Annotated in this window: 13 protein-coding genes; 12 read left to right on the top strand and 1 reads right to left on the bottom strand. The window is 70.2% G+C overall.

All coding sequences use genetic code 11. From position 1 onward, the window contains the following. Positions 1-84: 84 nt before the first annotated feature. The 3 genes from ACFY3V_RS36980 to aspS are packed head-to-tail and all read left to right on the top strand — an operon-like array spanning position 85 to position 3,815. On the top strand, positions 85-813 hold the full coding sequence (locus ACFY3V_RS36980; protein WP_362905644.1) for an MBL fold metallo-hydrolase: 729 nt from the start codon (positions 85-87) through the stop codon (positions 811-813). A gap of 3 nt (positions 814-816) precedes the next feature. Further along, positions 817-2,082, top strand: coding sequence for a histidine--tRNA ligase (gene hisS, locus ACFY3V_RS36985; RefSeq protein WP_362905642.1), 1,266 nt, complete (start codon positions 817-819; stop codon positions 2,080-2,082). Continuing rightward, entirely contained in the window at positions 2,079-3,815 is a 1,737-nt protein-coding gene (gene aspS, locus ACFY3V_RS36990) for an aspartate--tRNA ligase (protein ID WP_362905640.1), read from the top strand. The genes hisS and aspS overlap by 4 nt, the downstream gene beginning before the upstream one ends. 420 nt (positions 3,816-4,235) lie before the next feature. On the opposite strand, the gene ACFY3V_RS36995 is transcribed toward aspS, so the two are convergent. After that, positions 4,236-5,132 (bottom strand): peptidylprolyl isomerase, encoded by an 897-nt coding sequence (locus tag ACFY3V_RS36995; RefSeq protein ID WP_389779923.1) that lies wholly within the window; start codon positions 5,130-5,132, stop codon positions 4,236-4,238. Between the two features lie 200 nt (positions 5,133-5,332). Between ACFY3V_RS36995 and ACFY3V_RS37000 the strand changes: the two genes are divergently transcribed. From ACFY3V_RS37000 to ACFY3V_RS37040, 9 genes are all read left to right on the top strand, one after another. After that, positions 5,333-5,791, top strand: a complete 459-nt coding sequence (locus ACFY3V_RS37000) for a DUF2231 domain-containing protein (RefSeq protein WP_350949167.1) — start codon at positions 5,333-5,335, stop codon at positions 5,789-5,791. 97 nt (positions 5,792-5,888) lie between these two features. Beyond that, positions 5,889-7,199, top strand: coding sequence for a replication-associated recombination protein A (locus ACFY3V_RS37005; RefSeq protein WP_362905635.1), 1,311 nt, complete (start codon positions 5,889-5,891; stop codon positions 7,197-7,199). 131 nt (positions 7,200-7,330) lie between these two features. Then, complete coding sequence (locus ACFY3V_RS37010; protein WP_362905633.1) at positions 7,331-7,723, top strand: DUF948 domain-containing protein; 393 nt, start codon at positions 7,331-7,333, stop codon at positions 7,721-7,723. Further along, positions 7,720-7,974 (top strand): hypothetical protein, encoded by a 255-nt coding sequence (locus ACFY3V_RS37015; protein WP_350949170.1) that lies wholly within the window; start codon positions 7,720-7,722, stop codon positions 7,972-7,974. The genes ACFY3V_RS37010 and ACFY3V_RS37015 overlap by 4 nt, the downstream gene beginning before the upstream one ends. Position 7,975: 1 nt before the next feature. Further along, positions 7,976-10,645 carry an alanine--tRNA ligase gene (gene alaS, locus ACFY3V_RS37020; RefSeq protein ID WP_389779926.1) on the top strand — a complete coding sequence of 890 codons (2,670 nt, stop codon included), beginning with the start codon at positions 7,976-7,978 and terminating at the stop codon, positions 10,643-10,645. Between the two features lie 52 nt (positions 10,646-10,697). Beyond that, positions 10,698-11,198: a Holliday junction resolvase RuvX gene (gene ruvX / locus ACFY3V_RS37025; protein WP_362905628.1), complete on the top strand. Its 501-nt coding sequence runs from the start codon at positions 10,698-10,700 to the stop codon at positions 11,196-11,198. After that, on the top strand, positions 11,195-12,232 hold the full coding sequence (gene mltG / locus ACFY3V_RS37030; RefSeq protein WP_362905626.1) for an endolytic transglycosylase MltG: 1,038 nt from the start codon (positions 11,195-11,197) through the stop codon (positions 12,230-12,232). Before ruvX ends, mltG (ACFY3V_RS37030) begins: the two co-directional genes overlap by 4 nt. A 163-nt stretch (positions 12,233-12,395) precedes the next feature. Continuing rightward, a complete protein-coding gene (gene mltG, locus ACFY3V_RS37035; RefSeq protein WP_389779929.1) occupies positions 12,396-13,568 on the top strand; it encodes an endolytic transglycosylase MltG in 1,173 nt (390 codons plus the stop codon). Then, entirely contained in the window at positions 13,565-14,389 is an 825-nt protein-coding gene (locus tag ACFY3V_RS37040) for a shikimate dehydrogenase (RefSeq protein ID WP_389779942.1), read from the top strand. Before mltG (ACFY3V_RS37035) ends, ACFY3V_RS37040 begins: the two co-directional genes overlap by 4 nt. Positions 14,390-14,612: the final 223 nt, after the last annotated feature.

Raw genomic sequence — 14,612 nt, forward strand, 5'->3', positions numbered from 1 at the left:
GTAATGGTTCGCAGCCCGCCGACCCGCACCGGTACCCTTCGGTTACATTCCCATCCGCATTCTTGACGAGATCAGCTGAGGCAGATGCTCATCGCCGGCTTTCCCGCAGGGTCCTTCCAGACCAACTGTTACGTCGTCGCTCCCGCCGCGGGCGAGGAGTGCGTGGTCGTCGATCCCGGTCAGAACGCCGTCGGCGCCCTCGACGACCTGCTGCGCGAGCACAGGCTCAAGCCGGTCGCGGTGCTGGTCACCCACGGTCACATCGACCACATGTGGTCGGTCGCCCCGGTCTGCGGCGCGCGTGACGTTCCCGCGTGGATCCACCCGGAGGACCGCGAGCTGCTCTCCGACCCCGGCAAGGGGTTGTCGCTCTCGACGAAGCAGCAGCTGTTCGGGGGGCTCACCTTCACCGAGCCCGACGACGTGCGCGAGCTCGCCGACGGCGAGGTGCTGCGGCTCGCCGGCCTGGAGCTCACCGTCGACCACACTCCCGGCCATACCAGGGGGTCGGTGACGTTCAGGCTGCCCAGCACCGAGGAGATCCCGGACGTGCTGTTCTCGGGCGACCTGCTGTTCGCCGGCTCCATCGGCCGCACAGATCTCCCGGGCGGCGACTACCCCACCATCCTGCGCAGCCTGGCGACCAAGTGCCTGCCGCTGCCGGAGGACACGGTGGTCCTGCCCGGCCACGGACCACAGACCACGATCGGTCACGAGCGTGCCACCAACCCGTATCTCGCGGAGGCGAGGGCGGCCGCGGGCGCGGACTCCGCGTCCTCCGGGCACGACCGCGGCCCCGGCAGGGGACTTTAGACAATGACTTTGCAGGCGCCCAAGGGCACCTTCGACTGGCTTCCGCCGCGCTCCGAGCGGGCGCTCGCCGTGCGCGAGGCGCTCACCGAGCCCGCCCGCCGGGCGGGTTACGGCTACATCGAGACCCCGGTCTTCGAGGACACCGCGCTGTTCGTCCGCGGTGTCGGCGAGTCGACCGACATCGTCTCCAAGGAGATGTACACCTTCGAGGACAAGGGCGGGCGCTCCATCACGCTGCGCCCCGAGGGCACCGCGTCGGTGGTGCGGGCGGTCCTCCAGCACGGCCTGCACAACGGGCAGCTTCCGGTGAAGCTCTGGTACTCGGGCAGCCAGTTCCGCTACGAGCGGGCGCAGAAGGGCCGCTACCGCCACTTCTGGCAGGTCGGCGCCGAGGCGCTGGGCTCGGAGGATCCGGCGCTCGACGCCGAGCTGATCCTGCTGGCCGTCGACGGCTACGCCGCCCTGGGACTCACCGGGGTCCGGCTGCTGATCAACACGCTGGGCGACAAGGAGTGCCGTCCCGTGTACCGGGCCGCGCTCCAGGACTTCCTGCGTGGCCTCGACCTCGACGAGCCCACCCGGCAGCGGATCGAGATCAATCCGTTGCGCGTGCTCGACGACAAGCGCCCCGAGGTGCAGGCCCGGCTGGCCGGGGCGCCGCTGGTCGTCGACCACCTGTGCGAGGCGTGCAAGGCGTACCACGAGGAGGTCCGCTCGCTGCTGACCGCCTCGGGCGTTGCCTACACCGACGACCCCCGGCTGGTCCGCGGCCTCGACTACTACACGCGCACCACGTTCGAGTTCGTCCACGACGGGCTCGGCTCGCAGTCCGCGGTCGGGGGCGGGGGCCGCTACGACGGGCTGAGCGAGATGCTCGGCGGACCCGCGCTGCCCAGCGTCGGCTGGGCGCTGGGCGTCGACCGCACGGTGATGGCGATGGAGGCCGAGGGCCTGTTCGGGGACGAGAGCGCCGAGGCACGCGTGCGGGTGTACGGTGTGCCGCTGGGCACCGAGGCGCGCCGCCGGATGTTCCTGCTCGTCACCGAGCTGCGCCGGGCGGGCCTGGCCGCCGACATGTCGTTCGGCGGCAAGGGCGTCAAGGGCGCGATGAAGGGCGCCGACCGCTCGGGGGCCGGCTACGCGGTGATCCTCGGCGATCGGGACATCGCCGAGGGGACCGCGCAGGTCAAGGACCTGGCCAGCGGAGACCAGACCGCCGTACCGCTCGCTGAGATCGTCACGATGTTGAAGGAGAGACTGGACAAATGATCCGCACGCACGAAGCGGGGTCACTGCGCGAGGAGCACGCCGGGCAGCGGGTGACGCTCGCCGGGTGGGTGGCGCGACGCCGCGACCACGGCGGCGTGGTCTTCATCGACCTGCGTGACGCCTCGGGTTCGGCCCAGGTGGTCTTCCGCGAGGAGGACGACGCCCACGGGCTGCGCGCCGAATACTGCGTCAAGGTCGTCGGAGAGGTGCGGGTCCGCCCCGAGGGCAACGAGAACCCCGAGCTGCCGACCGGCGCGATCGAGGTCGTCGCCTCCGAGGTCGAGGTGCTCAGTGAGTCCGCGCCGCTGCCGTTCCCCATCGAGGGCACCACGGGCATCTCGGAGGAGGCGCGGCTGAAGTACCGCTACCTCGACATCCGCCGCCAGCAGGTCGCGCACGCCATGCGCGTCCGCTCCCGGGCCACCTACCTGGCCCACGAGGTGATGAACGAGCAGGGGTTCACCTACGTCGAGACCCCGACGCTGACCCGCTCGACCCCGGAGGGCGCCCGCGACTTCCTGGTCCCGGTCCGGCTCCAGCCGGGCAGCTGGTACGCCCTGCCCCAGTCGCCCCAGCTGTTCAAGCAGCTTCTGCAGGTCGCCGGGCTCGAGCGCTACTACCAGCTCGCCAAGTGCTACCGCGACGAGGACCTGCGCGCCGACCGGCAGCCGGAGTTCACCCAGATCGACGTCGAGATGTCCTTCGTGGACCAGGACGACGTGATCGCCCTGGGCGAGCGGCTCATCGGCCGCATCTGGAAGGAGACGGTCGGCTACGACCTGCCGACCCCCCTGCCCCGGATGACCTACCGGGAGGCGATGGCGCGCTACGGCTCCGACAAGCCGGACCTGCGCTTCGGCCAGGAGCTCGTCGAGATGACGGACTTCTTCGCGGACACCACCTTTCGCGTGTTCCAGGCGCCGTACGTGGGCGCCGTGGTCATGCCCGGCGGTGCCTCGCAGACCCGCAAGGAGCTGGACGCCTGGCAGGAGTGGGCCAAGTCACGCGGAGCCAGGGGCCTGGCCTACGTGCTGGTGGGCGAGGACGGCGCGCTCGGCGGGCCGGTCGCCAAGAACCTGTCGGAGACCGAGGCGTCCGGCCTGGCCGCGAAGGTCGGCGCGAAGCACGGTGACGCGATCTTCTTCGCGGCCGGCGCGGCCTCCGCCTCCCGCGACCTGCTCGGCGCGGCCCGCCTGGAGATCGGCCGTCGCTGCGGCCTGATCGACGAGTCGGCCTGGAACTTCCTGTGGATCGTCGACGCCCCCATGTTCGAGGAGGACGGCGAGGGCGGCTGGACCGCGGTCCACCACCCCTTCACCGGTCCCAAGCCCGAGTGGGCCGACACCTTCCAGGACCACCCCGGCGAGGCCCTGGCCTACGCCTACGACATGGTCTGCAACGGGATGGAGATCGGCGGCGGCTCGATCCGTATCCACCGGGCCGAGATGCAGCAGCGCGTCTTCGACGTGCTGGGCATCTCCAAGGAGGACGCGGAGAGCAAGTTCGGCTTCCTGCTGGAGGCGTTCAAGTACGGCCCGCCGCCGCACGGCGGCATCGCCTACGGCTGGGACCGGATCTGCATGCTTCTGGCGGGCACCGACTCCATCCGCGACGTCATCGCCTTCCCGAAGACGGCCTCCGGGTTCGACCCGCTGACCGGCGCGCCCACCCCGATCACGGTGGAGCAGCGCAAGGAGGCGGGTGTCGACGGCAGGCCCAAGACCGGCGCCTGATCCGGATGTGACGAGGCCCCCGGACGGTGTTCCGGGGGCCTTTGTCATGGCGCTGTCATGGCGCTGCCGGCTGTCGTGCGCTGTCGTGGCGCGCACAGCTGGGCAGGGCCGGGGTGTCGGTACCCGGCGAAAGCGGTGATGTGAGAGGGGATCTCCTCTCCTCGATTCCCGGACCGGCGATCGTCGAGGAGACCGCCCTGTGCGTCCCTCACAGGCACCCTGGGCGGCCGATGGCGTTTAGGGGTGGGGGAGGAGGCGCGGTCCGCGTGCGGTCGCGCTGAGGCCTGTGTGGGCCGCGTGCCGCCCGTGCTCGCGAGCGGAGACGACGGGGCCGGGGCTACGACCGCCGGGACGCGAGGACGCCCCGGCGGTCGTCCGACCGCCGGGGCGTCCTGTGGCGGCGAGGCGCCACGAGTCCGGTCAGGAGAGCCGTACGCTCTTGATGATCACCGGGATCTTGGGGGCGTTGGAACCGCCGTCACCGGTGATGTCGTCGGGGTTGGTGATCCACCCGCCCTTGGCGATCTCGTCGAGGATCTCCATGCCCTGGGAGACCACGCCGAAGGGCGTGTAGGCCTTCTCCACCTGCTCGGTGTCGTCCCCCAGCGAGATCCAGAACTGGCTGCCGTTCTCGTTGATCGCGTCCATCGCCTGGGCCACCGCGACCGTGCCCCTGGCGTAGGAGACCTCGCCGTCGAGGTTCTCGCTGTCGTAGACGTATCCCGAGCTGCCCTGGCCGTCGGTGGGGTTCTTCCCGTCGGCCTTGGCCTGCGGGTCGCCGCACTGCAGCAGGCTCACGCCGGAGTTCTCCGGGGTGGCCAGACGGTGGCACTTGGTGTTGTTGAAGAAGCGCTTCTTGGCCAGGAAGGCGAAGGAGTTGACCGTGCAGGGGGCCTGCTGGGTCGCCAGGTCGATCACGACATTGCCGTGGTTGGTGGCGATCGTCATGGTCTTCAGCTTCAGGTTCGGCCTGGCCGGTGGCATACCCACGTTCTTCACCGGGCTGCCGCTGGTGTCCTTGCGGTAGGTACACCTCGTGTTGGCCGGAGCGGCCGTGGGGGTCGGCTCGGGCGTCGCGGTGGGTGTCTCCGAAGGAGACGGCGAACCGGTGGCGGCGGCGTTGTTGACCTTCGGGTCGTCACCGTCGCCCCCCAGAAGGGTCACCCCGGCGAACAATCCCCCCGCGACGACGACCACCGCGGCGACCGCTCCGATGACGGCGTTGCGCTTCGACGACGTGGTCGCCTGCGCAGCACGCTTCGCCTGCCGCTCTTTGTGTTCCCGAGCCAGCCGGCTCTGGCGGTCCTCGGCGCTCACCGCTATGTCCTCCAAGATTGCTGATCCATGGTTATGGGCTGGCGAAAAGAGTACCGGCCCCAAGATGTGCTGGACGTAAGTGGCGGAATTCATCAGAGGGGGACGGAGAGAAAGGGGAGACCTCTTCACGCTCTCCATAACCCGCTCATGGTGGGATCCGTACTTGCAGATGATGAACCACGCACCACCGGAGCGCCCCCATGTTCGACGAGATCCTCGGCCTGCCTCTTCACCCCCTGGTCGTTCACGCGGCAGTGGTCTTGACACCGCTCCTCGCGGTGCTCGCCACCGTGTACGCCCTGGCGCCCCGCACGCGACCCGTGCTCACCTGGGCGGTGGTCGGACTCGCCCCGGTCGTGCCGGTGAGCGTCTTCGTGGCGCGGGAGAGCGGGGAGGCGCTGGAGGAGGGCCGCTTCGCCTCCGCGGGGGGACGGCTCGCCGAGCTCATCACCGAACACGCGAACCTCAGCGTCCCGCTGCTGCTCGTCTCCCTCGCCCTCGGGGTGGCCTCGGCCGCTCTCGTCCACGTCACGCGCCGTGACAGGTTCGGACGCACGGCCGAATTGGCGCTCTCGGCGCTCACCGTTGTCCTGGCCGTCGTGACGATCTACTACGTGGTACGGAGCGGGCACAGCGGGGCCGTCGCGGTCTGGAGCTGAGCCGGCCGGGGCCGTGATGTCGCATGACGCCGGGGAGTCCGGCGCACCACCGTCCGCGCGGGCTGAGGCCCCGCCGGGCGGCGGTACTGTCTCAGACGTGGACAGCCTGTTCGACTCGGCGGCGGAGGAGGCCCATCGCGGCCAGGAGCCCCTGGCGGTGCGAATGCGCCCCCGGAGCCTGGACGAGGTGATCGGCCAGCGGCACCTGCTGGGTCCCGGCACGCCGCTGCGCCGCCTCGTCGAGGCCGAGGCGCCCATGTCGCTGTTCCTCTGGGGCCCCCCGGGGACCGGCAAGACCACCCTCGCCTACGTGGTGGCGGGTGTCACCAAGCGCCGCTTCGTGGAGGTCTCCGCGGTCTCGGCCGGTGTCAAGGAGGTCCGCGCGGCCATCGAGCAGGCCCGGCGCGAGCTGGGCATGTCCGGCCGCCAGACCGTCCTGTTCGTCGACGAGGTGCACCGCTTCAACAAGGCGCAGCAGGACGCCCTGCTGCCAGCCGTGGAGAACCGCTGGGTCACCTTCATCGGCGCCACCACTGAGAACCCCTTCTTCTCCGTCATCTCGCCCCTGCTGTCGCGCTCGCTGCTGCTCACCCTGGAGTCACTGTCGGAGGACGACATCCGGGTGGTGCTGGAGCGCGCGGTCACCGACCCGCGCGGCCTGGACGCGAGGGCGAGCCTCGCACCCGAGGCCGCCGAGCACCTGGTGCGGCTCGCCGGCGGCGACGCCCGCAGGTCGCTCACCTACCTGGAGGCCGCCGCGCTGATCGCCGACGGCGAGATCACCGTCGAGGTGGTGGAGCGGGCGGTGGACAAGGCCGCCGTGCGCTACGACCGGCAGGGCGACCAGCACTACGACGTGATCAGCGGTTTCATCAAGAGCATGCGGGGCTCCGACGCCGACGCCGCGCTGCACTACCTCGCCCGGATGATCGAGGCGGGGGAGGACCCCCGGTTCATCGCCCGCAGGATCGTCGTCTTCGCCTCGGAGGACGTCGGCATGGCCGACCCCACCTGCCTGCAGATCGCGGTGGCCGCCGCTCAGGCGGTGGAGTTCGTCGGCCTGCCCGAGGGACGCCTCAACCTGGCCCAGGCCGTCATCCACTGCGCGCTGGCCCCCAAGTCCAACGCGGTGATCAACGCCATCGGCGCGGCCTCCGAGGACGTACGGCGCGGCGACATCGGCCACGTACCCAACCATCTGCGCGACTCCCACTACGCGGGGGCCAAGCAGCTCGGCCACGGCAGGGGCTACAGATACCCCCACGAGTTCGAGCACGGACTGGTACGCCAGGAGTACGCCCCCGAGGAGCTCAGGGACCGGCGCTACTACCAGCCCACCCGTCACGGTGCCGAGGCGGGCCTCGCCGACCGCTGGGCCAGGATTCGCGCCTTCCTTCGTGGGGAGTAGCCTCCCGCGAGGGTCACCTCCGGAGCGCGCGGTGAGCGGGGATGAGCGATGTCGGGCACGATAGGGTTTCGCCAATCCGCCCGACCATGGCCGGGGTCACCTATGAACCAGTGAGGGGAGCGGGTCCGCACATGCTTACCGCAGGAGAGGTCGCGGGGCTGATCGCCGCGATGGCCTGGGCGATCCTGGTGTCCTTCATGGCCGTCGTCATGGTCAGGCTGGCCCGGCTGCTCACCGAGACCACCAAGATGGTCTCCCAGCTGGGCGACCGCGTCGTGCCGCTGCTGGAGGACGTCTCGGCCGCGGTCGGCGAGACCAACCGGCAGCTGGTCGCGATCGAGGCCATCACCAAGGACGTCAAGCAGGTCAGCGGGCACGTGGCCAAGGTCAGCGACGTCACCCAGAACCTGGTCACCGGGCCGATGATCAAGGTCGCGGCCCTCACCCACGGTGTCCGCAGGGCAGTGGGCGCCCGCAGACGCGCCAGGCTCGCCGCGCCGGCGCTGGAGAGGCGCCCGCGATGATCCGCAGGTTGTTCTACATGGGGCTGGGCGCGTTCGGCGCGGTGTGGGCCATGCGTAAGCTTCAGGCACTGCACCCGAACCACCTGGCCCGGCGGGCCGTGCACAACGCCACCGGCGCCCTGGGGCAGGCACGTGACCTCGCGGGGGAGGCCCTGCGAGGCGCGGCCGAGCGGGAAATCGAGTTGCGTTCCCGGTTCGGGCTCGACAGCGTGGAAAACTCCTATCACTCCAACGTAAAGGATGGCCGCTGACATGGAGTCGGCAGAGATCGCCCGCCGCTTCCTGCGCTTCTTCGAGGAGCGTGGGCACACCGTCGTGCCCTCGGCCAGCCTCATCGCCGAGGACCCGACACTGCTTCTGGTCAACGCGGGCATGGTGCCCTTCAAGCCCTACTTCCTGGGCCAGCAGAAGCCGCCCTACAAGCGGGCCGCCAGCGCGCAGAAGGTCGTGCGGACCCTCGACATCGACGAGGTCGGCAAGACGACCAGGCACGCCAGTTTCTTCCAGATGCTCGGCAACTTCTCCTTCGGCGACTACTTCAAGGAGCAGGCGATCCCGTTCGCCTGGGAGTTGCTGACCAGGCCCGAGTCCGAGGGCGGGTTCGGCTTCCCCGAGGACCGCCTCTGGGCCACCGTCTACCTCGACGACGACGAGGCCGCCGAGATCTGGCGCAAGGTGGGGGTGCCGCAGGAGCGCATCCAGCGCCGCGACCTCGCCGACAACTACTGGCACATGGGCGTGCCAGGACCCGGCGGCCCGTGCAGCGAGATCTACTACGACCGCGGTCCCGAGTACGGGCGCGAGGGCGGTCCGGTCGCCGACGAGAACCGCTATCTGGAGGTGTGGAACAACGTCTTCATGCAGTACCAGCTCAGCGCGGTCCGAAGCAAGATCGACTTCGACATCGCCGGTGAGCTGCCCGCCAAGAGCGTCGACACGGGCATGGGCCTGGAGCGCATGGCGGCGATCCTGCAGGGCGTCGACAACATCTACGAGATCGACACCACGTACAAGATCCTCGACAGGGCCGCCGACCTCACCAAGACGCGCTACGGCCGCGACGAGCGTGCCGACGTGTCGCTGCGAGTGGTCGCCGACCACGTCAGGACCGGCGTGATGCTCGTCGCCGACGGGGTGCTGCCCTCCAACGAGGGCAGGGGCTACGTGCTGCGCCGCATCCTGCGCCGCGCCATCCGCAACCTGCGCCTGCTCGGCGCGGGCGAGGAGCGTTACATGCACGAGCTCACCGCGGTGACCGTCGACGTGATGGGCGAGCAGTACGCCGAGCTCAGGGCCGACGCCCCGCAGATCCACGGCGTCATCGACGCCGAGGAGGCGTCCTTCCTGGGCACGCTCCGCACCGGCACCGCGATCTTCGACGTGGCGGCCGAGGAGACCAAGCGCAAGGGGAAGGCCACGCTCGCGGCCGACCAGGCCTTCCAGCTCCACGACACCTACGGCTTCCCGATCGACCTCACCCTGGAGATGGCCTCCGAGCAGGGGCTGCAGGTCGACGAGGAGGGCTTCCGCCGCCTGATGAAGGAGCAGCGCGACCGCGCCAAGGCCGACGCCGCCTCCAAGAAGACCGGCAACGCCGACATCTCGATCTTCGGCACGCTCCTGGAGAAGACCGGCAAGGTCGAGTTCCTGGGCTACGACCACGTGACGGCCGAGGCCGAGGTCGTCGGCCTCCTCGTCGACGGCGTCTCCGTGCCCGCGGCGGGCACGGGCACGGCGGTCGAGGTCGTGCTGAACCGCACCCCCTTCTACGCCGAGGGCGGCGGCCAGCTGTCCGACCAGGGCGTCATCCGCACCGGTGGGGCCGAGGTGGAGATCGTGGACGTGCAGTCCCCGGTCTCCGGCGTCGTCGTGCACCGTGGCAAGGTTCGCTCCGGAGAGGTCCGGGTGGGAGACCAGGCCCAGGCGGAGATCGACGTCGAGCGGCGCCGGGCGATCTCCCGCAGTCACACCGCCACCCACCTGGTGCACCGTGGCTTCCGCAACGCGCTGGGCGAGACCGCGGCGCAGGCCGGCTCGGAGAACTCCCCCGGCCGCTTCCGCTTCGACTTCACCGCCGCGGGCGCGGTGCCGCCCAGCGTGCTGCGCGATGTCGAGGACGAGGTCAACGCCGTTCTCATCAACGACCTGCGGGTCAACGCCTTCCACACCTCCCAGGCGGAGGCCCGCGCGATGGGCGCCCTCGCCCTGTTCGGAGAGAAGTACGGCGACACCGTCCGCATCGTCGAGGTCGGCGAATACTCACGCGAGCTCTGCGGCGGCACCCACGTCGCCAGCTCCGGGCAGCTGGGCCTGGTCAAGGTGCTGGGCGAGGCCTCGATCGGCGCGGGCGTGCGCCGGGTGGAGGCCCTGGTCGGTCTCGACGCCTTCCGCTTCCTGGCCAGGGAGAGCGTGCTCGTCGCCCAGCTGTCGGAGCAGCTCAAGGCCCGCAGGGAGGAGCTGCCCGAGCGCATCGAGGGCATCGTCACCCGGTTGCGTTCCGCGGAGAAGGAACTGGGCGCGCTGCGCTCGGCCCAGGTGCTCGCCGGTGCGGGGGAGATGGCGGAAAACGCCCACGATCTGCACGGAGTGTCCGTCGTGACACACCGCGCGCCCGATGGCACCTCCCCCGACGATCTGCGTAAGCTCGCGCTTGACGTGCGCGGCCGGTTCCCCGGCGATCGCGCCGCGGTGGTCGTGGTGGCCGGTGTCCCCGGTGACCGGCCGGTCGTGGTGGCCGCGGTGAACGAGGGGGGACGCGGTCGCGGCCTGAAGGCGGGCCGTCTGGTCGGCGTCGCCGCGAAGGCACTGGGAGGTGGCGGTGGCGGCAAGGACGACGTCGCGCAGGGAGGCGGTGTGCGCCCCGAGGCGATCGGCGAGGCGCTCGCCGCCGTCGAGCAGGCGATCGCGCAGACGCTCACCTGACGGCGAACGACGCCCTCGCGCCGTGTCCGGCACCGGGGTGGGGACGGAAACGATGAGAAACGGCATTCGGCTGGGCGTCGACGTCGGCTCGGTCCGCATCGGTGTGGCACGCAGCGACCCCTCGGGGTTGCTGGCCACGCCGGTGGAGACCGTCCGGCGCGGTAAGGGCGACCTCGACCGGCTCGCGGAGATCGCGGCCGAGTACGAGGTCGTCGAGGTGGTGGTCGGCCTGCCGACGTCGCTCTCCGGGCGCGAGGGGCAGGCGGCGGAGGCCGCCCGCGACTTCGCGAACCGGATCTCGCTGCGGCTGGCGCCGATACCGGTACGGCTGTTCGACGAGCGGCTGACCACCGTCACCGCCCAGCAGGGGCTGCGGGCCAGCGGTGTGAAGGCGAAGAACCAGCGTGGCGTGGTGGACCAGGCGGCCGCCATCGTGCTGCTCCAGGCCGCCTTGGACGCCGAGCGCGCCACCGGCAGGCCCCCGGGTGTTCCCGCCGGATCCACCCCGGGCGGAGGGGACGTCGAAAGGCCGGGCGGCGGGTCCGGTCGGTGAACCGCCTGCGGCCGATGTGGTTGCTGGTGGCCGGGACGTCCGCGCTCGCCGTCGCCACGGGGACGGCCGGCTTCGTCGTGATCCGCTCCTATCTCGTGCCCGCCGACTTCGAGGGTCCCGGCTCGGGGGCGGTCGTCGTCGAGATCCCCCGGGGGGCGAGCGCCGCCCAGATCGGGCTGGTGCTCGCCGACGCCGGGGTGGTGGCGAGTGCCAGGGGGTTCGTCGCGGTGGCGAAGGAGCAGGGCAGGACGGCCGGCCTGCCCCCGGGGCGCTTCAGGCTCCGCAGGGGCATGGACGCGCTGTCGGCGCTCGGCATGCTGGTGGCACCGGAGTCGCGGATCGTTCATACGGTCACCGTGTCCGAAGGGCTGCGCCTGCCGGAGTTGCTCGACCGGCTCGCCGACCAGACCGGCATGCGCCGGGCCGATCTGGCCAGGGCCGCGGCCGACGAACGGGCGCTCGGCCTGCCCCGATACGCGGAAAGCGCCGAGGGCTTCCTGTTTCCCGCCACCTACGAGATCGAGCCCACCACGACCGCCTCGGGTGTGCTCACCGCGATGGTGGAACGTTACAAACAGATGGCCGCTCAGCTGAAACTGAGGAAACGGGCGAAGAAGAAAGGGTTGTCTCCCTTGGAAGCCGTCACAATGGCGAGCATCGTCCAGGCGGAGGGCGGGCGGGATCCGGACTACCCGAAGATCGCTAGAGTGATCTACAACAGGATCAGGGCCCGGACGCCACTCCAGATGGACACCACGGTGCTGTACGCGCAGGGACGCAGAACCCTGGAGGTCTCGCAACGGGATACCGAGGTAAGGTCTCCCTACAACACCTACCTCAAACCGGGCCTGCCACCAGGACCCATCGCGAACCCCGGGGAGAAGGCATTGATCGCGGCACTCCAGCCAGATCAAGGTGATTGGTTCTGGTTTGTCACTACCGATCCGGAGCATAGAATCACGAAATTCACTGACACAGAGAGTGAGTTTGTGAGATACCGGGAAGAGCTGAACAAACACCTCGGGAAGCGTTGATGCCCGGCGGAATACCCCCCGTTCCGCCCCAGGCGGCGACCCGCACTCGCGGATCGGACGACGGCTCCCGAAGCACCGGGACGTCCTCCCGGGTGTTCTCCTTCGGTTCGGCACACCCGCTTGACGCCAGGCCGTCTCTAGCGGGAGATTGGCCAGCGCCTCTATGAACGATCTCGATATGGACTTCCTGGTCGGCTCCGACGACGAAGGTCGGTCGCGCCGAGGTTCCAACGCGTCCTCCGGTCGCGACTCGGGCCGCCGGGGCCGCCGCAGGAAGCGACGCCGCAACCGGGGCGGCTTCCTCGCCCCCATGCTCGCGATCATCGTCCTGATCGGCGGAGTCGGCGCCGCCGGCTTCTACGGCTACACCTGGGTCCGCGACGTGATGACCCCCGACGACTATGCCGGTCAGGGCACCGGTGAGGTCGTCGTGGAGATCAAGGACGGCGACAGTGCCTCCGACATCGCCCAGACCCTGGAGGAGCAGGGGGTGGTGAAGAGCGTGAAGGCATTCGTCAACGCCGTCGCCGCCGCGGGCAAGACCTCCTCCCTGCAACCGGGCGAATACACCATGCGCAAGCAGATGGCGGCCGCCGAGGCCGTCAAGCTCCTCGACCCGGACAAGCGGCTGCGGGAGAGGGTGACCCTCAAGGAGGGACTGCGCGTGAGCGACACCCTTGAGCAGCTCGCCAAGCAGACGGGCAAGCCCCTGCGGGAGTTCCAGCAGGCCGCGAGAAACACCCGTGAGCTCGGCCTGCCCTCCTACTCCAGGGGCAAGCTGGAGGGATACGCCTTCCCGGCCACCTACGAGATCACGCCCAAGATGACGGCCTCGGAGATCCTGACCAAGATGGTCGACCGCTTCAACCAGACCGCCGACAAGGACGACCTGCGGGGCAAGGCGAAGGCTCTCGGGCACACCCCGCACGAGATCATGACGATCGCCAGCATCGTCCAGGCCGAGTCGGGCACCAAGGAGGACATGGGCAAGGTCGCCCGCGTCATCTACAACCGGCTCGACGGCAACCCGCCCCGCAAGCTGGAGATGGACAGCACGGTGATGTACGCGCTGAACAAGTACAACATCGAGGCCTCCCACAAGGATCTTGAGAGCGAATCGCCCTACAACACCTACAAGCACGCGGGGCTGCCCCCCGGCCCGATCGCCAACCCGGGAGACGAGGCGATCCAGGCCGCGCTCAACCCCACCAAGGGCGACTGGGTCTGGTTCGTGACCACCTGCCCGGCGAAGCGCGTCACCAAGTTCGCCTCGGCGGAGTCCGACTTCTTCGTGCTCAAGGCCGAGTACGAGAGGAACAAGGTGAACGGGTGCTGAGGGCGGCGGTCCTGGGGTCGCCGATCGTCCACTCGCTCTCCCCTCACCTGCACCGCGCCGCCTACGAGGGCATGGGGTTGCACGACTGGCGCTACGAGGCGATCGAGTGCGAGGAGGCCGGACTCCCCGCCCTCCTCGCCGGCCTGGAGGGCGACTGGGCGGGGCTCTCGCTCACGATGCCGCTAAAGCGGGCCGTGCTGCCGCTGCTCGACACCGTCTCCGAGCTCGCGCTCCAGGTGGGCGGGGCCAACACCGTGATCCTGCGCGACGGTGTCCGGCACGGGGACAACACCGACGTGTACGGCATCGTCCAGGCGCTCGCCGAGGCGGGCGTGGTCCCGCCACGTGCGGCGACCGTCCTGGGCGGCGGGGCGACGGCGGCCTCCGCGCTCGCCGCCCTGCGCGAACTGGGCCTGGACGAGGCGATCCTCGTGGTCCGCGACCCCGCCAGGGCGGGGGAGACCATCCGGGTGGCCGAGCGGCTGCGCATGGACCTGTCGGTGCGGACCCTCGACAAGCTCGACACCGCGACCGAGGTCGACCTGGTCGTCTCGACCCTGCCCTCCGGGGTGGCCGACGACTTCGCCGGGACGCTGGCGGGCGTGCCCGCTCTCTTCGACGTGGTCTACGCGCCCTGGCCCACCCGCCTGGCCGCGGCCGTGGCCGAGCGGGGCGGGATCGTCGTCGGTGGTTTCCCGATGCTCCTGCACCAGGCGGTCCGGCAGGTCGAGATGATGACCGGCCGCGCGGACGTGCCGGTGGAGGCGATGCGCGAGGCGGGTAAGGCCGAGATCGTCAGGCGTGCCGCCCCGGCGGAGTGATCGCTCGCGGGGCCGGGATGATTCTGTGTGAGCGAGCTGTTGTGGTAGAGTAACGACTCGATCGGTCCGGCGTGCCTGCTGGACGCGCAAGCGGAGGTCATCCTCCCACCTCGTCGGCCGCAAGGCTGACAGGTCAGGATCACAACCGGGGTTAAACCTCCGGCAGAGCTTACGGCGTGAAGCCTTCGAGTTCATGTGGCCCCGCATGCGTGACGTGCGGGGC

Source organism: Streptosporangium sp. NPDC000095 (genome assembly GCF_042899335.1).
Taxonomy (GTDB): Bacteria; Actinomycetota; Actinomycetes; order Streptosporangiales; family Streptosporangiaceae; genus Streptosporangium.

Coding starts and splice junctions, on each gene's coding strand:
- hisS (WP_362905642.1), top strand. CDS start 817: ATGACTTTGCAGGCGCCCAAGGGCACCTTCGACTGGCTTCCGCCGCGC.
- ACFY3V_RS36980 (WP_362905644.1), top strand. CDS start 85: ATGCTCATCGCCGGCTTTCCCGCAGGGTCCTTCCAGACCAACTGTTAC.
- ACFY3V_RS37015 (WP_350949170.1), top strand. CDS start 7,720: ATGATCCGCAGGTTGTTCTACATGGGGCTGGGCGCGTTCGGCGCGGTG.
- alaS (WP_389779926.1), top strand. CDS start 7,976: ATGGAGTCGGCAGAGATCGCCCGCCGCTTCCTGCGCTTCTTCGAGGAG.
- ACFY3V_RS37010 (WP_362905633.1), top strand. CDS start 7,331: ATGCTTACCGCAGGAGAGGTCGCGGGGCTGATCGCCGCGATGGCCTGG.
- mltG (WP_389779929.1), top strand. CDS start 12,396: ATGAACGATCTCGATATGGACTTCCTGGTCGGCTCCGACGACGAAGGT.
- ACFY3V_RS37000 (WP_350949167.1), top strand. CDS start 5,333: ATGTTCGACGAGATCCTCGGCCTGCCTCTTCACCCCCTGGTCGTTCAC.
- aspS (WP_362905640.1), top strand. CDS start 2,079: ATGATCCGCACGCACGAAGCGGGGTCACTGCGCGAGGAGCACGCCGGG.
- ruvX (WP_362905628.1), top strand. CDS start 10,698: ATGAGAAACGGCATTCGGCTGGGCGTCGACGTCGGCTCGGTCCGCATC.